General features: G+C 69.8%; 21 protein-coding genes. 8 read left to right on the forward strand and 13 right to left on the reverse strand.

The window, feature by feature from the left end; translation table 11 throughout:
- Positions 1-11 precede the first annotated feature (11 nt).
- Both QT196_RS24130 and QT196_RS24135 read right to left on the reverse strand, forming a co-directional pair.
- Positions 12-515 (reverse strand): hypothetical protein, encoded by a 504-nt coding sequence (locus tag QT196_RS24130; protein ID WP_042147220.1) that lies wholly within the window; start codon positions 513-515, stop codon positions 12-14.
- Positions 516-585: 70 nt separating this feature from the next.
- Entirely contained in the window at positions 586-2,064 is a 1,479-nt protein-coding gene (locus tag QT196_RS24135; RefSeq protein ID WP_248001644.1) for an MFS transporter, read from the reverse strand.
- Positions 2,065-2,405: 341 nt separating this feature from the next.
- On the opposite strand from QT196_RS24135, the gene QT196_RS24140 reads away from it, so the two are divergent.
- Positions 2,406-3,311, forward strand: coding sequence for a DUF3027 domain-containing protein (locus QT196_RS24140; protein WP_168480933.1), 906 nt, complete (start codon positions 2,406-2,408; stop codon positions 3,309-3,311).
- Between the two features lie 529 nt (positions 3,312-3,840).
- A complete protein-coding gene (locus tag QT196_RS24145; protein WP_290355664.1) occupies positions 3,841-7,128 on the forward strand; it encodes a molecular chaperone Hsp90 in 3,288 nt (1,095 codons plus the stop codon).
- A gap of 85 nt (positions 7,129-7,213) precedes the next feature.
- Here QT196_RS24145 and QT196_RS24150 read toward each other — a convergent pair whose 3' ends face one another.
- From QT196_RS24150 to QT196_RS24165, 4 genes are read right to left on the reverse strand one after another with little or no spacing between them, the layout of a single operon-like run.
- Positions 7,214-7,390, reverse strand: a complete 177-nt coding sequence (locus QT196_RS24150) for a DUF397 domain-containing protein (RefSeq protein ID WP_266734125.1) — start codon at positions 7,388-7,390, stop codon at positions 7,214-7,216.
- A complete protein-coding gene (locus QT196_RS24155) occupies positions 7,383-8,243 on the reverse strand; it encodes a helix-turn-helix transcriptional regulator (protein ID WP_266734123.1) in 861 nt (286 codons plus the stop codon). The genes QT196_RS24150 and QT196_RS24155 overlap by 8 nt, the downstream gene beginning before the upstream one ends.
- 7 nt (positions 8,244-8,250) lie before the next feature.
- Positions 8,251-8,772 carry a DUF6879 family protein gene (locus QT196_RS24160; RefSeq protein WP_266734121.1) on the reverse strand — a complete coding sequence of 174 codons (522 nt, stop codon included), beginning with the start codon at positions 8,770-8,772 and terminating at the stop codon, positions 8,251-8,253.
- The gene (locus QT196_RS24165) at positions 8,732-9,151 is read right to left on the reverse strand and encodes a hypothetical protein (protein ID WP_266734119.1); all 420 of its coding nucleotides are present in this window, start codon (positions 9,149-9,151) and stop codon (positions 8,732-8,734) included. Before QT196_RS24165 ends, QT196_RS24160 begins: the two co-directional genes overlap by 41 nt.
- Before the next feature lie 478 nt (positions 9,152-9,629).
- On the opposite strand from QT196_RS24165, the gene QT196_RS24170 reads away from it, so the two are divergent.
- The 4 genes from QT196_RS24170 to QT196_RS24185 all read left to right on the forward strand — a co-directional run bounded on the left by QT196_RS24170 (position 9,630) and on the right by QT196_RS24185 (position 12,709).
- A complete protein-coding gene (locus QT196_RS24170; protein WP_266734117.1) occupies positions 9,630-9,869 on the forward strand; it encodes a DUF397 domain-containing protein in 240 nt (79 codons plus the stop codon).
- Positions 9,870-10,054: 185 nt separating this feature from the next.
- A complete protein-coding gene (locus tag QT196_RS24175; protein ID WP_266734115.1) occupies positions 10,055-10,453 on the forward strand; it encodes a hypothetical protein in 399 nt (132 codons plus the stop codon).
- Positions 10,454-10,465: 12 nt separating this feature from the next.
- A complete protein-coding gene (locus tag QT196_RS24180; protein WP_266734113.1) occupies positions 10,466-11,368 on the forward strand; it encodes a cupin domain-containing protein in 903 nt (300 codons plus the stop codon).
- A gap of 234 nt (positions 11,369-11,602) precedes the next feature.
- On the forward strand, positions 11,603-12,709 hold the full coding sequence (locus QT196_RS24185; RefSeq protein WP_290355665.1) for a methyltransferase domain-containing protein: 1,107 nt from the start codon (positions 11,603-11,605) through the stop codon (positions 12,707-12,709).
- Between the two features lie 84 nt (positions 12,710-12,793).
- Here QT196_RS24185 and QT196_RS24190 read toward each other — a convergent pair whose 3' ends face one another.
- A complete protein-coding gene (locus tag QT196_RS24190) occupies positions 12,794-13,009 on the reverse strand; it encodes a DUF397 domain-containing protein (protein WP_290355666.1) in 216 nt (71 codons plus the stop codon).
- 37 nt (positions 13,010-13,046) lie between these two features.
- Entirely contained in the window at positions 13,047-14,219 is a 1,173-nt protein-coding gene (locus tag QT196_RS24195; protein ID WP_290355667.1) for a helix-turn-helix transcriptional regulator, read from the reverse strand.
- 488 nt (positions 14,220-14,707) lie between these two features.
- Here QT196_RS24195 and QT196_RS24200 point away from each other — a divergent pair, with 488 nt between their 5' ends.
- Positions 14,708-15,046, forward strand: coding sequence for a hypothetical protein (locus QT196_RS24200; RefSeq protein WP_290355668.1), 339 nt, complete (start codon positions 14,708-14,710; stop codon positions 15,044-15,046).
- Between the two features lie 8 nt (positions 15,047-15,054).
- On the opposite strand, the gene lepB is transcribed toward QT196_RS24200, so the two are convergent.
- Together lepB and QT196_RS24210 are read right to left on the reverse strand one after the other, a co-directional pair.
- A complete protein-coding gene (gene lepB, locus QT196_RS24205) occupies positions 15,055-15,903 on the reverse strand; it encodes a signal peptidase I (RefSeq protein ID WP_290356712.1) in 849 nt (282 codons plus the stop codon).
- 272 nt (positions 15,904-16,175) lie between these two features.
- Positions 16,176-16,562 (reverse strand): VOC family protein, encoded by a 387-nt coding sequence (locus QT196_RS24210; RefSeq protein ID WP_030987530.1) that lies wholly within the window; start codon positions 16,560-16,562, stop codon positions 16,176-16,178.
- A 63-nt stretch (positions 16,563-16,625) separates the two neighbouring features.
- On the opposite strand from QT196_RS24210, the gene QT196_RS24215 reads away from it, so the two are divergent.
- Positions 16,626-17,591 carry a YafY family protein gene (locus tag QT196_RS24215; protein ID WP_168480943.1) on the forward strand — a complete coding sequence of 322 codons (966 nt, stop codon included), beginning with the start codon at positions 16,626-16,628 and terminating at the stop codon, positions 17,589-17,591.
- A gap of 20 nt (positions 17,592-17,611) precedes the next feature.
- Here QT196_RS24215 and QT196_RS24220 read toward each other — a convergent pair whose 3' ends face one another.
- From QT196_RS24220 to QT196_RS24230, 3 genes are all read right to left on the reverse strand, one after another.
- Positions 17,612-17,782, reverse strand: a complete 171-nt coding sequence (locus QT196_RS24220) for a hypothetical protein (RefSeq protein ID WP_167536136.1) — start codon at positions 17,780-17,782, stop codon at positions 17,612-17,614.
- A gap of 93 nt (positions 17,783-17,875) precedes the next feature.
- Positions 17,876-20,290: an HAD-IC family P-type ATPase gene (locus QT196_RS24225; protein WP_290355669.1), complete on the reverse strand. Its 2,415-nt coding sequence runs from the start codon at positions 20,288-20,290 to the stop codon at positions 17,876-17,878.
- A gap of 125 nt (positions 20,291-20,415) precedes the next feature.
- On the reverse strand, positions 20,416-20,673 hold the full coding sequence (locus QT196_RS24230; protein WP_168480945.1) for a DUF2530 domain-containing protein: 258 nt from the start codon (positions 20,671-20,673) through the stop codon (positions 20,416-20,418).
- Positions 20,674-20,751: the final 78 nt, after the last annotated feature.

Here is a 20,751-nt window from a genome sequence, read left to right on the forward strand (position 1 = left end):
GGCCCGTGCGCCTAGTTCTCCTGCTTCAGCGTGAAGTGCCACATCGTCTTGGGGCCCTCGCCCGCGCCCAGCTCGGCGACCTGGAGGGTGACGTCCTTGGAGTACGTGGTCTGGCCGGTCTGCGGGTTCTGCTGCATGAAGAGCGTGTCCGCGTCGAAGCTGCGGTACGTCTGCTTGCTGGGCTCGCGCATGACCGGGCCGGCACCGATGACGATCCAGCCGGACTTGGCGACCTCGGGGTCGACGCCGACGCGCACCTTCTCACCGGGGTGCACGGTGATCGTCTTGCCGCCCTTCTTGGTCAGGCAGGCCGAGACGTCCTTCTTGGACAGGACCTTGCCGTCACCGTCGCAGCCGGGGGTGGCCTCGGCCGTCACGGTCGACGAACCGACGGTCACGGTCGCGAGCGCGGTCGGCTTCTCGCAGGCGGAGAGGGTGATGAGACCCAGGGACACGGCACCGATGGCGGCAGCGGCACGGCGGCCCTTGCCCCAGGAGATCAACGCAGCGGTCATACGGGCAGGCTATCTGGCGCCTCAGCTCACGCCACGCCCGGGTGCGGCGTGCCGCGCCGTCCGTCGCCGGTCAGGCCACCCGGGCGCTGCGCGCACCGCCCCGCCGGGCCGCGCTCAGCAGTCCCCGTACGGCCAGCACCACGCCCAGCGCCACCAGCCCCGCGGCCACCGCCATCCCCAGCGTGCCGATCAGCGGCAGCGAGATCCCGATCGCGCCGCCCACCACCCACGACATCTGGAGCGCCGTCTCGGACCGGGCGAACGCGGAGGTACGCACCTCCTCCGGCACATCGCGCTGGATCATCGCGTCCAACGACAGCTTCGCCAGCGCCTGGCACAGCCCCGCGGCCGCCGCCGCGGCGGTCACCACGACCACCGCCACCGCCTGGTAGAACACCGCCGCGAGCACCGTCGCGCAGAGCGCCAGCCCCAGCATCGCGGCGATGATCCGCTCCGGCCCGCGGGCCTTCAGCCAGGCGCCCACCGCCGTCCCCAGCGCATTGCCGGCACCGGCCGCCACCACCACCAGCCCGAGCGAGGCCGCCGGGCCCAGCCCGTCCAGCGGATGCTCCCGCAGCAGGAAGGCCAGGAAGAACGTCAGGAATCCGGAGAGCGCCCGCAGACAGGCATTGGCCTGAAGACCGTGCAGCACCGACGGGCCGACCGTGCGCAGTCCGGGCTTGCGCCCGCCGCCCGCCGGGCGCGCCGCCGCGTCCCGGGACGCCAGCCGGGCCCGGCGCTCGCCCTTCGCCGAATCGACCTTGTGCGGCAGCGAGAACGACAGGACCGTCCCGGCCACGAACACCACACACGCCCCGTACAGCGGCCAGCTCGGCCCGATCAGATGCAGCCCGGCCGCCGCCGGGGCCGCCGCCCCCGTCGCCAGCAGCCCCGCGAGCGTCACCCGGGAATTGGCCCTGACCAGCGAAATCCGCGGGGGCAGCAGCCGCGGCACCACCGCGCTGCGGACCACCCCGTACGCCTTCGAAGACACCAGCACGCCCAGCGCCGCCGGATACAGCTCCAGCCCCCCGGTGGTGACCGCGCCGGACATCGTCAGCGCCAGCACGGCCCGCGCCAGCATCGCGCCCGCCATCGCCGCCCGGCGGCCGTGCGGCACCCGGTCCAGCAGCGGCCCGACCACCGGTGCGAGCAGGGCGAACGGCGCCAGCGTGACCGCCAGATACAGCGCCACCCGGCCCCGCGCCTCATCCGTCGGCACCGAGAAGAACACCGTCGAAGCCAGCGCCACGGTGATCAGCATGTCGCCGGCGGAGTTCACCGCGTGCAGCTCGATCAGTTTGCCCAGGCCCGACTCCCCGGCGCCGTGCGCATGCGTGGCGCGCCGCACCCCGCGCGCCGCGCCGGTGAACGGGCGGTGCAGCGCACGGCCGACGGCCCGGCCCGCCCGGCGGACCCGATTGCGTCCGTCCCCGCCGCGCGTCGAGGCGCGCGAGACCCGTGACGATTTCCCTGCTGTCCTCGACACCTGAGACACCTTCGACGCCCGTACGGCAGCCATCCGGTCATAGTGCCCCAACTCGCCCAGGAGGGGGCACTTTCTCCGTCCTGGCGCGCGAGGCGTACCCGTCCGCGGTCGTGGCTGTGGACATTTGCCGCTCCCACCGAGGGGTCGTCCACCGTTGAAGGGGTAGCGTGTGTAGCGCGCCACCGGCGGTCGTTCTTGGCCGCGTGCCTCCGCGCGATCCCGCAGAATGGGACGTAAGAGGTGCGCTCGACCGAAACGACCGGGCGCGGACGTCGACGCGGTCCCCAGGTCCGCTCCGCCCGCCCCGGCACCGCCGGTCGTCCGGACAGGACAAGGACAGCTCCGGCTGGCGCACTCGTGAGACGGCGTGGAAGAGAGAATCGATTCTTGTGAGTGCTGCGATGCGAAGCCGTACCCCCGACCGCCTGTGCGCCGAGGCGGTTGACCTTGCGAGGGCGGCGGCGGAGGAAGCCGCACTGCCCGGCATGGTCGGGGAGTACCTCGAGGCCGTTGCCGACGGAGACCGCGTCGTCACCCACCTCTTCGCCTGCGACGAGCCCGGCTACCGGGGCTGGCGCTGGGCCGCGACGGTTGCCCGGGCCTCCCGCGCCAAGAGCGTCACGCTCGACGAGGTGGCCCTGCTGCCCGGCCCCGACGCCCTGCTGGCACCCGAGTGGGTGCCGTGGAGTGAGCGGCTGCGCCCCGGCGACATGGGCCCAGGCGATCTGCTGCCCACTGAGGCCGACGACCTGCGCCTGGAGCCCGGCTTCACCGGCGAGGACGTCCCGCCCCCGAACTCCCCGGTCGCCGAGGGCATGGCCGCCGACGTCGCCGACACCGAGGAGGCGGACGTCCTCCCGGGCTCACCCGCCGTCCAGCCCGCCCCCCAGCGCGGCAGCATCGCGGCCGTCGCCGAGGAACTGGGCATGCGCCGCGCCCGGGTGCTCTCCCGCTACGGCCTGCACACCGCCGCCGACCGCTGGGAAGAGGCCTACGGCGCCCGCACCCCCATGGCCCAGGCGGCCCCCGCCACCTGCGTGACCTGCGGCTTCCTCACCACCCTGCCCGGCTCCCTGGGCCAGGCGTTCGGCGTCTGCGCCAACGAGTTCTCCCCGGCGGACGGCCGGGTCGTCTCCCTCGCCTACGGGTGCGGGGCGCATTCCGAGGCCGCCGTCATGCCTAAACCGCCGCGGCCTGCCGCGCCGGTTGTCGACGAGACCGTTGTCGAGCCGTTGTCGTTGCGTCCCGAGCGAGACGGGGGGTCGGTCGAGGAGACCGGGCCGGCCGAGGAGCTCGGCCACAGCTAGGGGCTGGGCCCCTGGCCCCACGTTGTCGTCTGCGACGCCGTGTCGCCTCCGGCGGGGTGGGTGTTTGGGCGGGGGCCGCGGTTATTGCTGGTGGGTGCCGGTGGCGGCCCTCCGGGGCCTGTGTTGTGGACTGCTTCGCTTTACGTCCACAACACAGACCCCTCCGGGCCGCCCCCTCCCGTACGGATGGCGGCCTCCGTCCGGTGGGGGGAATGTCAAAGACCAGTAGTTCTGCCGCGTCACGATGCGGCCGCACTACTGGTCTTTGACAATCCTTCTCACAGGGGTGGGGTCCCTTCTGCTTACGGGAGGGTGTGGGGCCGGAGGGGTGGGTGTTCGGACGTAAAGCGAAGCAGTCCGAACACCCACCCCGGAGGCCGCACACCCGGCACCCACCACACACCGGGGCCCCACCCCAAAACACCCCCTCCCGCCGACAGGCGAAACAACAGACGAGGTACGGCGGCGCCACCCGCAACGTGGGGCGATACCGTCGGCCCACCGACACACGCTTAAAGGGAGACCGACAGTGACAGCTACGTCGTGGGTGCGAGGCGCAGCCGGAGACCCGTTCGGGACGGCCCGACTGCGGCGTGGTGTGCTGGATGCCTGGGCCGCCTCGCCGGCCCGGTTCCGGGAGGACGCGAACGCCGAGGAGGACCTGGCGCTCGGCGGCTACCGCGACCGGCTGGCCGTGGAGCTGGCGCAGAACGCGGCGGACGCGGCTGCCCGGTCCGGGGTGCCCGGCCGGCTCCGGCTGACCCTGCACGCGGCCAACGGCGACGCGCCCGCCGTACTCGTGGCGTCCAACACCGGTGCCCCGCTGGACGCCACCGGGGTGGAGTCGCTGTCGACGCTGCGGGCGTCCGCGAAGCGGGAGCCCAGTGTGGCGGCCGGTGCGGTCGGCCGGTTCGGTGTGGGCTTCGCCGCGGTGCTGTCGGTGAGTGATGAGCCGGCACTGGTGGGCCGGACCGGCGGCGTCCGCTGGTCGCTGGCCGAGGCGCGGGCGATGGCCGAGGAGGTGGCGGCGCACAGCCCCGGACTGGGTGGTGAGTTGCGCCGCCGGGACGGGCATGTCCCGCTGCTGCGGCTGCCGCTGCCCGCGGAGGGCGGCGCGCCCGAGGGGTATGACACCGCCGTCGTGCTGCCGCTGCGGGATGTCGCGGCGCAGGATCTCGCCGAGCGGCTGCTGACCGGGATCGATGCGGCGCTGCTGCTGACGCTGCCGGGGCTGGCCGAGGTCGTGGTCGAGACCCCGGAGGGCGTACGGGAGTTGCGGCGCAGCCAGGACGGCCCGTACGTCCTGATCGAGGACAGCGAGCGGGGCGCGACCCGGTGGCGGGTGGCGAGCGACGGCGGGTCGCTGGATCCGGCGCTGCTGGCGGACCGGCCGGTCGAGGAGCGACTGCGGCCGGTCTGGTCGGTGACCTGGGCGGTTCCGGTGGACGGCGAGGGCGCGCCGGTGCGGCCGGGGACGGCGGCGGTGGTGCACGCCCCGACGCCGACGGACGAGCCGCTGGGGCTGCCCGCGCTGCTGATCGCCTCGTTCCCGCTGGAGCCGACCCGGCGCCATGTCGCGCCGGGCGCGCTGACGGACTTCCTGGTGGAGCGGGTGGCCGCGACGTATGCGGCGCTGCTGGGCGACTGGCAGCCGGTGTCCGTCGGCACCCTCGATCTGGTGCCGGGCCCGCTGGGCAAGGGCGGGCTGGACGGGGAGCTGCGCCGCCAGGTGCTGGAACTGCTGCCGCGGGTGCGGTTCCTGCCGAGCGCGGGCGCGCCGGCCGGCGGGCGTACGGCCGAGCCCGAGGCGGCGCCGGCGGACGAGTGGGACGAGGGCGACGGCGGGGTGGACCGGTATGTCCTGCGCCCGGTGGACGCAGAGTTGGTGGAGGGCGCGGGCGCGGCGGCCGTGGGCGTATTGGCGGAGCTGTTCCCCAGCCTGCTGCCGGCCGGGCTCGAACGCCGTCCGGAGCTGCGGGCGTTGGGCGTGGCCCGGGTGCCGCTCGGCGAGATGATCGACCGGCTGGCCGGTGTCGAACGCTCGCCCGGCTGGTGGTGGCGGCTCTACGACGCGCTGGCCGGTACCGACCCGGACCGGCTCAGCGGGCTGCCGGTCCCGCTCGCGGGCACGGCCGGCCAGGCACCCGGCGGCGCGCAGGGCGGCGTACGGACCACGATCGGGCCGCGTCAGGTGCTCCTGCCGCTGCCCGGCGGCGGCCCCGACGAGGACGCCGCTGCCCGGCACCGTACGCTCGCCCGGCTCGGCCTGAAGGTCGCCCACCCCGACGCGGTGCACCCGCTGCTGGAGAAGCTGGGCGCCACCCCGGCCGCCCCGCGCGCCGTACTGACCACGCCCCAGGTGCGGGCGGCGGTGGCGAACTCCCTGGAGGCCGACGAGGACGCGTACGACGTCTTCGCCGACGAGCTGGGCGACGGGCCGGGGGCCCCGCTGGGCGCCGAGGAGCTGGCGGAGACGGTGCTCGGCCTGGTCCGGGACGCCAACCTCACGCCGGGCGACGAGCCCTGGCTCGGGGCGCTCGCGCTGCCCGACGAGGACGGCGAACTGGCACCGGCGGGCGAGCTGGTCTACCCGGGCAGCGCCTTCGAGCGCGTCATCCGGGAGGGCGAAATCGCGGCCTGTGACGCGGAGTTGGCCGAACGCTGGGGCGAGCAGCCGCTGACGGCCGTGGGCGTCATGGCCGCCTTCGCGCTGGTCCGGGCCACCGATGTGGTGCTCGACCCGGACGAGATGGAGCCCCGGGAGGGCGACTTCGCCGAGCCGGACGACGTCGGACTGCTGGACGCGGTGGACGTCTGGTGCGAGGACATCCTCGACGCGCTGCCGGAGACCCCCGTCCCCCCGGTGGTGACCGAACTGGTCGCGGTCCGCGACCTCGACCTGGTCGACGACGACGCCTGGCCGCAGGTGCTGGCGATGCTGTCCCAGCCCCCGCTGCGCGACGCCCTGACCGCGCCCGTACGGGTCCTGCTCCCCGACGGCACCACCGAATCCGTCCGCCCGTACACCGCCTGGTGGCTGCGCGGACACCCGGTGCTGGACGGGCGCCGGCCCGCCGGTCTGCGGTCGGCGGGCGGCGACGCGCTGCTCGCCGGGCTGTACGAGTCCGCCGACGCGGGCGACGTCGACGCCCAGGTGCTCCGGGCCCTCGGCGTCCGCACCTCCGTCGCCGCCCTCCTCGACGAGCCGGGCGGCGCGGCCGAACTGCTGGCCCGGCTCGCCGACCCGGACCTGACCGTCGGCGCCGCCCAACTGCACGCCCTCTACGGCCTGCTGGCGGACCTGGACCCCGACCAGGTGACCCTCCCGGACGAGCTGCGGACCGTGCGCGACCAGGAAGTCCAGGTGGTAGACGCGGCCGACGCCGTGGTCGCCGACGCCCCGGACCTGGTGCCACTGGCCGCCGGCCACGCCCTGCTCCCGGTACGCCCGGCCCGCGCCGCCGCCCTGGCCGAACTGCTCCAGGTACGGCGCCTGAGCGAGGCGGTCAGCGCCGAGGTGCGCTCCGAGGGCGTGCAGCACGAGGTCCCCGAGGCCGTCCGCGCCCTGCTCGGCCCGGCCACCCCCCACGCGTACTACGAGCATGAGGAACTCCTCGTCGGCGACGGCCCCGACGCCACCGCCGAACTGGACTGGCGCTACACCCCCGACGGCACCCTCCACGCCGCCACCCTGGAGGGCGTGGCGGCAGGCCTGGCCTGGGCAGCGGGCCAGTGGCCGCGCCGCTTCGAGGTCGCCGCCCTGCTGGAGGACCCGGAGCGGGGGGATGAGCTGGCGCGGGCGCGGTGGTTCGACTGACCGAGGACGGTCATGGGTACCGGCCCCCGCCGCGTTGCGGCGGGGGCCGGTACCCGCCGGTCAAACCGCGAGCAGCATGAGCAGCTCAGAGCTTTATGAAATCCATGAATTGGCCCCAGGAAAACTGGGGGAAGGTCAGGATTACGCCTCCCCGGCGCTTAGAGTCCCGGACCTTGACCTCGGCTGGGTCGCTATCGGCGACTTCGACGCAGTTATCGGACTTGGTGTAGGTGCTGGTGTGCCAATCCTGTATTTCAGTCACGATTTTCCCTTCGCCGGCGGTCGAAGTGATCGATGGAAGTCAGGATGAGGTCCCTGGCAGCCTGGCCATAGACGGCGGACTGCCGGTGAAGTGCAAATGCCTTGCGGTACAGCTCGATTTCCCTCGGCTGTGTCACGGACATCTCTGCGGAGAGCGCCTCCACCATGACGAGCTCGTCGAACATCGAGAAGCCGTGCCCGAGCCAGAGGGCGAGGCGGGCGGACCGTGGGACGATGCCCAGGCTGAGCCGTGGAAGCGCCATCACGGCCAGAAGCCGATCCAGTTGTGCCCTCATGACCTCGGAGCCGCCGTGGTTTGAGTAGAGGGCCTGCTCGCCGAGGAGAACGTTGAAGATCCGGTTTCCCTCGTAGAGGTACTTCTGCCGTTCGAGGCGCTTCGCCACTGCTGGCTCCGTGTCGGCCGGGCTCTCGTGGAAGTTCGATACCTCCTCGAAGATGGCCTTGGCGTAGTCGGCGGTCTGAATGGTGCCCCAGATGACATTGGGCTCCCAGATCCTGAACACCTTGGTCTTCTGGTAGAGCGGCAGAGACTTCCTCTGACGGTTCGCGGCCCCGTCCTGGAGCTGCCGGCGCCACTCCATCCACATCTCGTCGATGTGGCGAACTGTGGCCACCAGGTCGGGGAAGTCGGTCTTGTGTCCCGTCGAGTGGCACCAGACGCGGATGTCCTCCTCGCTCGCGTTCTGCTTCCCGTTCTCGATACGAGAGACCTTGGATTCCTGCCATCCTGTGGCAGCGGCGAAGGCCCGGCCGCTGCTGTACCCCGCGTCCTTGCGGAATCCACGCAGCCGGGCACCCAGCGCCTCGCGTGTCGCTTGTGCTTGGTCGCTCACGGAACTGTCAGGGCGTGTACTCGGAGTGCGGGATGGCGGAGGCCCAGAGCAGATCCCGCACGCGGACACAGGCGGCGACCGTCTCGGGATCATCGGTCACTTCGGACCCGAGAACCCTCCCTGAGTCGTCGAAGTGCCCCACGGCCAGGAGCTTGTCATCGAAGAGCCACCAGTCATTGCCCTCTACAGGGAAGACCAGATCCTCGTGCAGCTTGTGGCGCGGTAGCCAGCGGATGGACTCGCCCGCCTCCACGTTGACGTGGGCAGTCGCGTACTCCCACTGGATGTAGGAGCTATGGGGCTCGGTGACGACCCGCACACGGCGCACGGTCTTCCCGGAGTCGGTGACGCGCTTCATGAGCTGTGTCCACGGCACCATGAACGAGTTGTCGACTGTCCCTCGGAGCCAACTCTCGTACGGGCCGTCTTCTGCTGGGACTGAGTAGTCGTCCCTCAGTTCCAGGTGGAAGGCGTCGTGCGCGAAGCTCTCAAAGAGCTGGTTGCGCTCGGCGCTGGAGATCAGCTCCACGTGGTTCCTCCAGTAGGGCGGTGATCGCGGCCTTGGAGACCTCGACCACGGTCTCGTAGTCCGGAATCGACATCTGGGCCAGGGTCTCGGGGTCGGTCACCGCCCGGCCCTGGACAACGTACGTACCGCCGGGTGTGAGGACCATCAGGGGGTCCTCACAGCGCTTGAACTCGCCAGAGGGGAGGCTGTCCTTCTCCAGGTGTTCGAACAGTTCGGTGGGGACCTCCACGGCCGTCTCGCCCTCGGAAAGGGTGAGTTGCCTCAGCAGGTCGTTCGCGAAGATCTTCCACCCCTGTACGAGGTAGGTGTCACGGTCGGTGGCGTAGAGGGTCGGGCAGTCGCCCACTTGGGAGTTCTTACCAAGGAACCGTAGCTTCATGGCCGTTCTCCTGTCGTCCGCCTTGCACAAAATTGCGCGACACACCGATGGTCGAGGAGGCATTCGAGCTCGTCAAAGGACTTGCTGCAAACTCGCGCAATCTACTTGGGAGTTGGCTGTCGACCGCTCTACGTTCATTCCGACCGAGCAGCCAAGGAAGCCGCAAGCCATGCGGTACCGAGGGGAGACGCGTGGTGTCCACGGTGACTGAAAAACTCTGTGGGTCTTCCAGGGCCTCATAACCCTTGCGGTTTCGCCCGTGGGCATCGCGCTCTGGTTCGTGAACTGATGATCTTCCGTCCCCGAGGTGACCTCCGCCGACCCCCCGTACGGCCCTTGCCTTCGCGGGGCGGAACTCAAATCCCACCCAGGCAAGCCAGTACCCCGAAGAAGGACAGGTCGGGCCGGGGCGGGTGACAAGTGCACCACGGCGCGGAGAACGAATCTCCGCACAGTACATGTGCAAGGAGGACTACCCGTGCAGAACCTCTACACCCTCCCTGCCGTCGATGACGGCGCGTTTGAGAACTTCTGCGGCGGCAACCTCAACGGCGAGCACGAGTCGTGCATCGGCGTGGCAGCCATCCCCGGCGCCGAGGAGTCGTTCGCGCTCCGTGACTCGAAGCCCGAGGGGCTCGGCCAGGAGTTGCGCGCCACCGCGAGCGAGGTGGACGACTTCGTCATCGGCTGGGCCAAGAAGCGGGGTCTGGCGCTCTAGTCTGGCGCTTCCCCATCCAGGACAAAACGGGCCGCCCTGCTCTGGCGGGGCGGCCCCGCACTTCCAGAAGGGCACAGATGAGCTGGTCAGGGCACTGGCACGGGTACGGACCGTGGATCGGACCATCGGCGGTGTACGGCAAGGAGGGAGGCCGTCGGGCCCCACATCCCAACGGTCCACCCTCGGTGCTGGATTCCGAGGACAAGAGGCAGCAGGCAGTCCTTGACCGGTACCGCGAGGCCGCCGCGGAGTTCCAGACGGGCAACGTGCCGCCCACGATGACCGGCTACTGGCTGATGAAGAAGAGTCAGGTTTCGGCCGACCGCACCTGGGCTGATTTGACTGTCGCGTTGGCCTGGCTGATGAAGCAGTACGAGGTGAACACGCCGTTCGAACGTTCGGACGACCTCCAGGCGTACAGCGGTCTCGACACCAAGCTGGAGTACGCCACCGACGTGCTGCCCCGCGGTGTCGACGTGAGCTGGGTGTACTACACGCCGTCGAAGAGCCTGATCTCGTTCTCCGTCGTGTGCTGCCCGAACCGGTTCCACCCGCAGATCCCCTGCCCGCTCCAGTCGTCGTAAGGAGTCGATGCCATGTCGCTGCGCCTCTTACTGCCTGAGGAAGGCGTAACCGAACTGCTGGTCTCGTGGCCGGATGAGCCTCGCGTCTACGAGCGTGGCAAGCCGGCCCTCGACGAGTCAGTCACCGCGGAGTCCATCCGTGGCTACTTCTACACGGGGTGCGTTCCGGCCAACGAGATCGCGGCCATCAGGGCCCCCAACCCGTCGTTGAGTCAGAACGCGTACATGACGAACGGCAGGACAGACCGTGCGAAGCTCGCCCGGCTGTACGAGCGTGGCTACACCATCCGCCTCGGCAACCTTCAGCGTGTCGTCCCGGCCCTGTCGCAGATCTCTGAAGCGATCCAGACGGAAACCGGCTACTCGAATTACATCCATGCCTTCCTGACCCCACCCGACAATCAAGGGCTCCGGCACCACTGGGATCAGCAGATGGCTGTGATCGTCCAGATTGCGGGTACGAAGCGGTGGCAGCTCTGGCGGCCACCGGTCGCAGCGCCTATGCGCGAGTACAACGAGAGCTTCCGCGTATGGCAGGACCACTTCATTCCCATGTGGGAGGCGGCCGGGCCGGACGTAGAGGTCGACCTCAAGGCAGGCCAGTCACTCTTGCTCCCGCGAGGGTGGGTCCACAACCCTCACGTGGTCGATTCCGACGAGCACAGTATCCACCTGACCTTCGCGATCCGGGAACGCACGCAACTGTGGCTCGCCGAAAGGCTGCTCGCCGGTGCCATCGCACAGGAGGAGTTCCGTCGCATTGTCCTCCCCCGCCAGTTGGGCGGGGAGGGCCTGATGGAACAGCTCAGCGAGGCGCGTGACGCGCTGGTCAAGCATGTGGAAGGTCTTGACCTGTCTGAGGTCGCTCCGACCGTCATCAAGGACGCCTTGACGGAGCTGGAGTACACGACCTGAGTGGATGAATGCTTGACGGAGGCCCCCTCCGGACCCAGAGGGGGCCGTCTCGGCCATGTCGCTGGGCGGCAGCAGATCCGTTACCTCATCTCCCACACAGCAGGAAGCGAGGGGACCATGGGCAAGAAGGGCGGAGACCACTCCGGCAAGCCCGATACGTCAGGCAGCGACGGTCACCGCGACAGGCCGCCGGGCCCGACCAAGCCGTACGAGCCGCCGAAGAAGTGAGGCCGGATGACGACACAACAGCAGCTCGTCGAGGCGCTGAGCAGCACGGGTGCGTTGCCGCCGGCGTGGCAGGACACCGTGGCTTTTGTGGATCGTGCGCTGTTCGTCCCCGAGGTGTTCGAGGGGCATGACTTCGCTGCGGATCCCGAGGGCTGGCGGAGGGCCGTCTACACGGACGCGCCTGTCGTGACACAGGTCAACGATGGAAAACCGATGTCCGATGGTGAGTTCAGGCTCTCCACGTCGTCCTCGTCCATGCCGTCGATCATGCTCGAAATGCTGGACCTTCTCGATGTGCATGAAGGCCAACGGGTGCTGGAGATCGGTACCGGCACCGGTTACCACGCAGCGTGGCTGTCCCACCGGCTTGGCGCGAACAACGTGACCACGGTGGAGGTCGACGAGGCGGTGTTGTCCACGGCGGTGGAGAACCTGAAACGGGCGGGATTCCACCCGACGACGATTCTCGGGAACGGGCGTGAAGGGCACCCCCGGGGCGCACCGTACGACCGCGTGATCTGCACCTGCACCATGCGCGATGTGCCGCAGGCGTGGCTGGAGCAGTGCCCCGGCGGGCGCATCGTCACCCCATGGGGCAGCAGCTTCTTCAACGGGTCGTACGCCACGCTGGACGTGTTGGACGGGAGGGCTCAAGGGACGTTCTCCGGCTACCCGGACTTCATGTGGGACCGCACCCACCGAGCCGGGGCCGGGCGCATCGCGGACATGTACCACGAGGAGAAGGGAGAGACGAGCACCACCGACATCCCCCCGCAGAACGTCATCCAGGCCGCCCCCGCATTCTTCACCGGACTGCGTGTCACCGACGCGTGTTACCGATGGTGCGACGCGGACGACGGCAGCGGGGAAGCCACCCTGTGGTTCTTCGCCGACGATCGGAAGTCGTGGGCGACCGTGGAATACGTCCCGGACGCGGAGGCGTACGAGGTGGAACAGTACGGGCCACGTGCGCTGTGGGATGAGGTGCGGGAAGCCTTCCTTTGCTGGCATGACATGGGGAAGCCGGAACGGTCCCGGTTCGGCGTGACCGTTGACCGCGACGGACAGCGGGTGTGGCTGGATGACCCGCGTAACGTCATCGGTAAGCGGTAGACCCGAACGAACGAAGGAAGCCCCCGCCTTCACTTCGCCATGACCCGGCGGGGGCCGACCTCTCGTGGTGTTCTGCGCGGTGGTTCAGTTGCCGAACTCGCCGCCCTTGACGGCGGCGAGGAACGACGACCAGCCGTCAGCCGGGAAGACCAGCGCGGGGCCGTGCGGATTCTTGGAGTCACGGACGGGGACGGCGCCAGGAAGCCCGTCGGCGACCTCGATGCACTCGGCTCCCTGGCCGTTGCTGTAGCTGGACTTGCGCCAGCCGAACAGTGCGGAGGTGCCAGGAATCGCCTTCATTCTCGTACTCCCTCAGATATCTGTGGATCACTGCTGCTCAGAGCTTGATCCCCGCCCTCTTGGCGAGAGCAGTCACCCTTGGATTGCTCCGCTTGTGCAGGGAAACGAGGACTCGGCTCAACTCCAGGCTTGTGGGGTGGACCTTCGCCATCTGTGGTGCGATGTCCCATGCCTCGGTCAGTGAATCCACCGCCCCGTCCCGGTCCTTCAAGGCCAGTTTGGCCCTGGCGATATTCATGTGCAGGGGCCCGATGCGAGTGGCCGGTAGGGTATGTCCGTCCCGCAGATACCTCTCGCCCACCTCAAGTGCCTCGGCGTTTTTCTTGAGATCAACCTGGGTCGCGAGGATGTGGGTGATGGTGTTCTCCGGGCCGAAATGCACTCCGTGCACGTTGATGTCGGAGTCGATGACCGCAGCAGATTTCCGAGCGCCCTTGATATGCCGCTCGACGGTCTTCTTGTCCCGCAGTCGACCCGCCAGCGTCATTCCTCGGAGGTGGAGCAGGCCCAAAGCGAGGTGGCGAGTCCTCCCCTGCATATCCGATTCGGCCTGAACGACGGCCCGATCCACCACGGCCAACCCCCCGGCGAAGTCACCTCCGTTGAGGAACGTCCCGGCCTCGTCCCGGGCAGCCACAGCGAGCGCCAAGGGGTTCGAACGCTCTGCCGCCTGCCTCTGCTTGATGACGGCAAGCTCTGCCAGCGTCATCCAGCGGTGGCGGGCTGCCAGCCAGTAGACCGCGCTGTAAACGTCAGCGACCTTCGACCAGTCCTCGGGCAGACCGGTGGCGTGCGCATGGCTCTGTACTCGCCGTAGCAGCCCTGGGAGTTGGTGGGTGACGGACGAGAGGTCGGCGTCGCCGCGCAGCCGAAACAGCTCGGCGAGCTCGTACGCGAGCCGGTCTTCCCGAGCCGGCTCGCCGTTCGGCAGGTCAAAGCGCCGCATCGCGGCCCGCAACTCCGTCAGCCGGTCACCGTCCCCGGCTTTCACGGGAGCCTGCCCCAGCAATTCGTCCAGGGTGACGCCGAAGGCGCTGGCGAGGACTGCGCCCATACTCTGAGTGAGTGGCCGTTCGCCCCGCTCGATCTTGCCGAGCATCGACGTCGACATTCCGGCCCGGCCTGCCAGATGGTCTTGCAGCCAGCCTCGCTCCAGGCGCAGTACCTTGACGTTCGCGCCCGGTCCAGGAGTGATGGCCTCTGCACTCATGCGCCGTTCTTCCCAGTCGAGTTCGTCTGGTTCGTTTGGACTACATGTTCACAGGGGCCCATACCCACGCGCCGCCGTTGTGCACTTCCTGTGCACATTCACCGTCGCTTTCCGTCGTTGACTATTACAGATCGCGCTGCATCGCTCGTGAAGGCGACGGCCGGTCTTCAAGCGGTAACTGACCAACGAAAGCCTGCCCCCGCGACCGCTGCCACGGACCCGGGGACGGCTGCCAACCCCACGGAGGTTGATGACGTGTTCCCACGTACCGTCCGCATTGTCGAGCGCCTGATGCGCATTCTGTTACCGCCTTCGGGGTGCCGTAGGGCCACTGCTCGTGCTGTCGTCGCCGTGGAGCGTCCAGGAGCCACCCGTGTTGTGCGGCCCGCGCGCGCCGTGTCCGTACGCATGGTCCGGGGTGAGGACACTCGCCTCGTCCGCCCCTACCTCGTCGCGTACGAGCGCGCCCACGGGCTGGAGGCCGCGGCGTGACGGAGGAACACCCCGCCCCCCTGCGGCTCCTGCCCTGGTCGAGTCCCGACGGTAAGCCGTGCTACCTCGTGGGTGAGGGCACCGGGTACGTCTCCCAGGTTGCTGACGACATCGAGTGCGTACAACTCGGCATGGCCGACGACATTCTCGGTCACGCGGAGGACATGCTGACCGGTCGTCAGGTCACCAACCGCGAGCTGCGGTTTCTGGCCCGGGGGCTGACCGACTGTCTGCGGGATGTACGGCGCGTCGCGGAGAGCCAGGGTGCACGGCTGCGTTCCGTTGACCGCTCGCCGGCCGACGAGGGCGGGAATGAGGGTGGGAAGGAGGCGTAGGGCACCAACTACGCGGTCCGGCCGTCCGCTCGGTTCGAAGCAGGGTTCTTGGGCTCCGCCGCTCGCGCGGTTCGCCTGCGGCGGCGCCAGAGGGTGATCGGCAGCGCGCCCGCGAGGCCCAGCGCCGCCGGAGTTGCCGCGACGGCCTTGTTGAGCGCGGGCTGGTCGAAGGTGTCCGGCACGGGCAGCCACGACCAGCGGTTGATCGGCCATGCGATCGTGAAGGCACGTCCCACGACCTGCTTGGTCTCGACGGTGCCGTTGCCCTTGAGGTTCGTGTGGTAGCGGGAGTCCTGGGACTTCTGGCGGTGGTCACCCATGACCCAGATGCTTCCCTTGGGAACCTTGACCGGCCCGAATGCCTTGTCACCGCAGGGGGTGTTGCCGGGGAAGAGGTACGAATCCTCCTTCAGCGCCTTGCCGTTGACCTTGACCGGGCCGGTGCCGTGGCACTCGACCGTGTCGCCGCCGACCGCGATCACCCGCTTGATCAGGTCCTTCTCCTCCGCTGACGGCATCAGGCCGATGAAGCTGAGGAACCGCTGGACCGCGTTGGGCTCAGGGGACGGCGTCTCGTCGAGCCAGCCGCCCGGGTCGTGGAAGACCACGACCTCGCCGCGCTCCGGCTCGGAGCCGAACCATGGCGTCAGTTTGTCCACCAGGACCCGGTCCCCGCGCTGGAGGGTGTCCTGCATCGAGTCGGACGGGATCAAGAACGCCTGCACCAGGAAGGTCTTGATCAGCAGGGCGAGGAGAAGAGCGATACCGACGAGAATCGGCAGCTCTTTCCAGAAGCCACGCTGCCTCTTGGCCTTCTTCACGCTGCCGCTCGCTTCCTCGCCCCATGGCCCCCGAATGCGCGTGACATCTGGCTGAGCGGAGCCGTTTCCGGTGCCGAAGACGTACGCATCCCGCACGCTAAGCGGCACGTGTTTCGATCGTCCTGAGGTCAGGTATCAGGCACATCTCGATCTTTTCCCGGGACCGTGACAGCCATCGCCACCGGCCTCATCAACCAGCTACTCCCTCGGTTGGGCCTGGGGCGGCCCCGCCGCACTCCCGCCAGCGTGGGCGCGGTCGCTGCGCCCGCCTGGGTGCGCGATCGTCGTCATTGGTTTGCGGCTCGTGCTCAGACCAGGGTGGAGATGCAGAACGGGTGGCCTGCGGGGTCCAGCAGGACCCGCCACCGGTCGGGGTCCGGCTGGAATGCGGGCTTGACGGCCCCCAGGGCGAGCAGCCGGGCTTGGGCGGCATCCAAGTCATCGACGCCCAGTTCGATGTGGGCCTGCTTTTCCTGGGAAGGGTCCGGCCAGGTGGGACGGCGGTAGTCGGACAGCCGGTTGAATCCCAGTCCAGCCGCGCCCTCCTGGCCGAGCAGGACAAAGTGGTCAGTGGAGAAGACGGTGGGCAGGCCGAGGGCCTCGCCGTAGAAGCGGGCCAGTTCGGCGGGGTCCGGGCAATCGAAGGTGACGGCCGAGTAGCGGAACGTGGGTGCGGAGGTGTTTGCCGTGTTCATGGAGAAGACGCTACGGCGGGACCAGGACAGATTCGGTCCTGGTCATGTGGAACACTTCAACATGTGATCAGCGCATCCGCCCGCCTGCTGCGATTGGTCTCCTTGCTGGTCGCCCGGCCGTTGTGGACCTGCGGTGAGCTGGCCGACCGGATGGCGGTCACCGAGCGCACGGTGCGGCGGGACATCGCCAAACTCCGGGAACTCGGCTACGCCGTCGAGTCCGAGCCTGGGCCATGGGGCGGTTATCGCCTCCGTGCCGGTTCCCGGGTGCCGCCGCTGATCCTCGATGACGAAGAAGCGCTCGCCGTGGCTGTCGGGCTGCGCGAGGCGGCGCTGAGCGGCGCTCTCGGCGGCGACCAAGCCGCACTGTCGGCGCTGCTGAAACTACGGCAGGTTCTGCCGCAGCGGATCTCGGACCGGCTGGGCGAGATGGACGCCACCTTCGTGCACACCCCCAGACCCGACGAGCCGCAGATCACGCCCGGCATGCTGCTGGAACTGGCCGCCGCATGCCGCCAGGGTGAGCGCACCCGCCTGTCGTACCGCGACTGGGAAGGAAGGGCCACGGTCCGGGACGTTGACCCGTACCGCCTCGTCCACACCGGACGCCGGTGGTACTTCGTCGCCCGAGATGTGGCGCAGGGTCAATGGCGGACCTTTCGGGCCGACAGGGTCGACCGACTACAGCCAACCGGGCACCCGGTGGAACTCATCGACCCGCCCGACCCGGCGCTGCTCGTCTCCCGCTCCGTCGCGACCGGCCCCTACTCGCTCTCTGTGACCATCCGCCTGCCGGTGTCCATGGACCAAGCACTGCGGCTGATCCCGTCGACAGTCGGCACCCACCGTCCCGAAGGCCCCGACGCCACGATCGTCGACATCGGCGGTCCCGACGCAGACGGGCTCGCCAGGTACCTCCTCAGCCTGGCCACCCCTCTGCGAGTCCTGTCACCGGAGGCGGTACGGCAAGCCCTGCTGCGCCGTACCCAGGAACTCTTCGAGGACAACGCGAATGTTCTGCCCCAGTAGCGACCACCCGTCGCCGCCCCTCAGTCCGAGCTGAACTTCTTCACCAGGGACCAGATCACCGCGACCGCGCCGACGACCAGGATCAGCCACTCCCACCAGTCGATGACGCCGTCGCCGCCGGAGTGGTAGTGGTGGGAGTGATGGGTGCGGGCCAGGACCTCGTAGGTGAGGTCGGCCGGGTGGAAGGTCATGGGGCGGAGGGTAGGCGGCGGGCGAGGGGTGTGGCCATCCCGGCACGGGTTCTGTGACCGGGACGATACGACGCCGGGGCGGTGGTCACCCGTTCAGGCGGGGAAGCGCCGGCCCACCCAGCGCCAGGTGAGCTCCAGCAGGACGGCCGCCAGTACGGCGATGGCGACGGCCACCCAGGGCATCGTCGTGCCGACCAGGCGCAGTGCGAAGAAGGTCTGGAGCCGGGGGGTGGCCAGCACGATGAGGAAGGCCAGGCCCATGGCCAGGACCAGGGCGATCCGCCACCAGGAGTAGGGGCGGGCGATGATCGCCAGAACCCAGATCGCGGTGAGGAAGAGGGTCAGGGTCGCGGCGCTGGTCTCGGCGGGCAGGGCGTCGGGGCCGGTGTAGTAGCCGCGGGCGAGCAGGTAGGTGGCGAAGGCGGCGGCGCCGGCGATGAGGCCGGACGGGATCGCGTAGCGCATCACCCGGCGGACGAAGTGCGGGCGGGCGCGTTCCTTGTTGGGGGCCAGGGCGAGGAAGAACGCGGGGATGCCGATGGTGAGGGTGGAGAGCAGGGTCAGATGGCGGGGCAGATAGGGATAGGGGATCTGCCAGCAGGCGACCAGGATCGCGAGGAGGACGGAGTAGACGGTCTTGGTGAGGAAGAGGGTGGCGACGCGGGTGATGTTGCCGATGACCCGGCGGCCCTCGGCGACGACCGACGGCAGGGCCGCGAAGCTGTTGTTGAGCAGGACGATCTGGGCGACGGCGCGGGTCGCCTCGGAGCCGGAGCCCATCGCGACGCCGATGTCGGCGTCCTTGAGGGCCAGCACGTCATTGACGCCGTCGCCGGTCATCGCGACGGTGTGATGGCGTGCCTGGAGCGCGCCGACCATGTCCCGCTTCTGCTGCGGGGTGACCCGGCCGAACACCGCGCCCGCCTCGATCTCGGCCGCCATCGCGTCCCGTTCGCCGGGCAGTGCCCGCGCGTCCACCGGGGCGTCCGCGCCCGGCAGCCCCAGCTTGCCGGCCACCGCGCCCACCGACACCGCGTTGTCACCGGAGAGCACCTTGGCCCGGACGCCCTGGTCCTCGAAGTAGCGCAGGGTGTCGGGGGCGTCCGGGCGCAGCCGCTGCTCCAGGACGACCAGCGCGGCGGGCCGTACGTCCCGGGTGACGTCGGGGTCGTCCAGCTCCCGTGCGGCGCGGGCCAGCAGCAGGACGCGGAGGCCCTGCGCGTTGAGCGCGTCGGTCTCGGCGAGCCGCTGGTCACCGGCCGGCAGCAGCACGTCCGGGGCGCCCAGCAGCCAGGTGCTGCTCTCGCCGTCCGGGCCGTTGAAGGACGCGCCGCTGTATTTGCGGGCGGAGGAGAACGGCAGTGACTGGACGCAGCGCCAGCCGCCCTCCGCCGGATACGCCTCGATGACCGCCTGGAGGGAGGTGTTGGGCCGGGGGTCGGACTCGCCGAGCGCGCCCAGCACCTGCCGGAGGTAGTCCTCGTCGCCGTCCAGCGTCCGCAGCCCCTGGACGTCCATGCCGCCCTCGGTGAGCGTGCCGGTCTTGTCCAGGCAGACCACATCGACCCGGGCCAGGCCCTCGATCGCGGGCAGCTCCTGGACCAGGCACTTCTTGTGGCCGAGCCGGATGACGCCGATCGCGAAGGCGACGGAGGTGAGCAGTACCAGGCCCTCCGGGATCATCGGCACGATCCCGGCGACCATCCGGCGGATCGCCTCGTCGCCCGGCAGCCCGAGGGTGAGCAGATGGCTGAGGATCAGGCCGATCGCGGTCGGGATCATCATCCAGGTCACGTACTTGAGGATCTGGCTGATGCCGGTCCGCAGTTCGGAGTGGACCAGGGTGAAGCGGCTGGCCTCCTCGGCGAGCTGGGCCGCGTACGCCTGCCGGCCGACCTTGGTCGCGGTGAAGGCGCCGCCGCCCGCGACCACGAAGCTGCCGGACATCACCTGCTCGCCGGGCTTCTTGACGACCGGGTCGGCCTCGCCGGTCAGCAGCGACTCATCGATCTCCAGGCTGTCGCTCTCCAGCACCTCGCCGTCGACGATGACCTTGTCGCCGGGCCCGAGTTCGAGGACGTCGTCGAGCACCACAGCGGAGGTGGGGATCTCCTCGGTGACCCCGTCGCGCCGGACGGCCGGCCGGGCCTCGCCGATGACCGCGAGCTTGTCCAGGGTCTTCTTGGCGCGCAGCTCCTGGACGATGCCGATGCCGGTGTTGGCGACGATCACGAAGCCGAACAGGCCGTCCTGGATCGGGCCGACGATCAGGATGATCACGAAGAGCACGCCGATGATGGCGTTGAAGCGGGTGAAGACATTGGCCCGGACGATCTCGGCGACCGAGCGGGAGGACCGTACGGGGACGTCGTTGACCTCGCCCCGGGCGACCCGCTCCGCGACCTCGGCGGCGGTCAGTCCGGGGTTGACCGGTTCCCCCGCGGTCCGTCGGGCGGGCTCGCCACCCGGCCCGGACTGCTCGACGTCGGTCCTCGCCCGCTCCGTCATGCCCTCGACGTTACGGGCGGAATGCGCACTTCACCCGCTGACCGGGCGGAGGTGACGAGGGGGCGGCTGCCGGGAGGGCGCCGCGGTGTTCAGGAGCCGTCGGCTGCCGGGAAGGGCGCCGCGGGTCAGGAGTGGTCGGCCGCCGCGGCGCGCTTGAGCGCGGCATCCCGTCCGCGGACGTACCAGATGCCGATCAGGCCCAGGCCGCCGCCGGCCAGACAGGTCCACACCCACCAGGCGTGGCCGTTGTCGGCGAACCAGCCGTAGAAAGGGAGCTGGCCGAGGAAGAGGACGAACCAGATGACGGTGCCGCCGATGACCGTGCCGACGACGGGACCTTCGAGAGGCGCAGGGGCCTCGCGCAGTTCGGACTTCTTCCACATGGTGCTCAGCTTACGGGGAGCGCGTGACGGCTCCGCGGGCGGCGGTGGGCAGGGGGCCGGTGGCCGTGCGCGATGGTG

The sequence above is a fragment of the Streptomyces sp. P9-2B-2 genome (assembly GCF_030406865.1).
GTDB classification, from domain to species: domain Bacteria; phylum Actinomycetota; class Actinomycetes; order Streptomycetales; family Streptomycetaceae; genus Streptomyces; species Streptomyces platensis.

Coding starts and splice junctions, on each gene's coding strand:
- QT196_RS24130 (WP_042147220.1), bottom strand. CDS start 515: ATGACCGCTGCGTTGATCTCCTGGGGCAAGGGCCGCCGTGCCGCTGCC.
- QT196_RS24140 (WP_168480933.1), top strand. CDS start 2,406: ATGCGAAGCCGTACCCCCGACCGCCTGTGCGCCGAGGCGGTTGACCTT.
- QT196_RS24165 (WP_266734119.1), bottom strand. CDS start 9,151: ATGAAGCTACGGTTCCTTGGTAAGAACTCCCAAGTGGGCGACTGCCCG.
- QT196_RS24180 (WP_266734113.1), top strand. CDS start 10,466: ATGTCGCTGCGCCTCTTACTGCCTGAGGAAGGCGTAACCGAACTGCTG.
- QT196_RS24185 (WP_290355665.1), top strand. CDS start 11,603: ATGACGACACAACAGCAGCTCGTCGAGGCGCTGAGCAGCACGGGTGCG.
- QT196_RS24190 (WP_290355666.1), bottom strand. CDS start 13,009: ATGAAGGCGATTCCTGGCACCTCCGCACTGTTCGGCTGGCGCAAGTCC.
- QT196_RS24195 (WP_290355667.1), bottom strand. CDS start 14,219: ATGAGTGCAGAGGCCATCACTCCTGGACCGGGCGCGAACGTCAAGGTA.
- QT196_RS24210 (WP_030987530.1), bottom strand. CDS start 16,562: ATGAACACGGCAAACACCTCCGCACCCACGTTCCGCTACTCGGCCGTC.
- QT196_RS24220 (WP_167536136.1), bottom strand. CDS start 17,782: ATGACCTTCCACCCGGCCGACCTCACCTACGAGGTCCTGGCCCGCACC.
- QT196_RS24225 (WP_290355669.1), bottom strand. CDS start 20,290: ATGACGGAGCGGGCGAGGACCGACGTCGAGCAGTCCGGGCCGGGTGGC.
- QT196_RS24230 (WP_168480945.1), bottom strand. CDS start 20,673: ATGTGGAAGAAGTCCGAACTGCGCGAGGCCCCTGCGCCTCTCGAAGGT.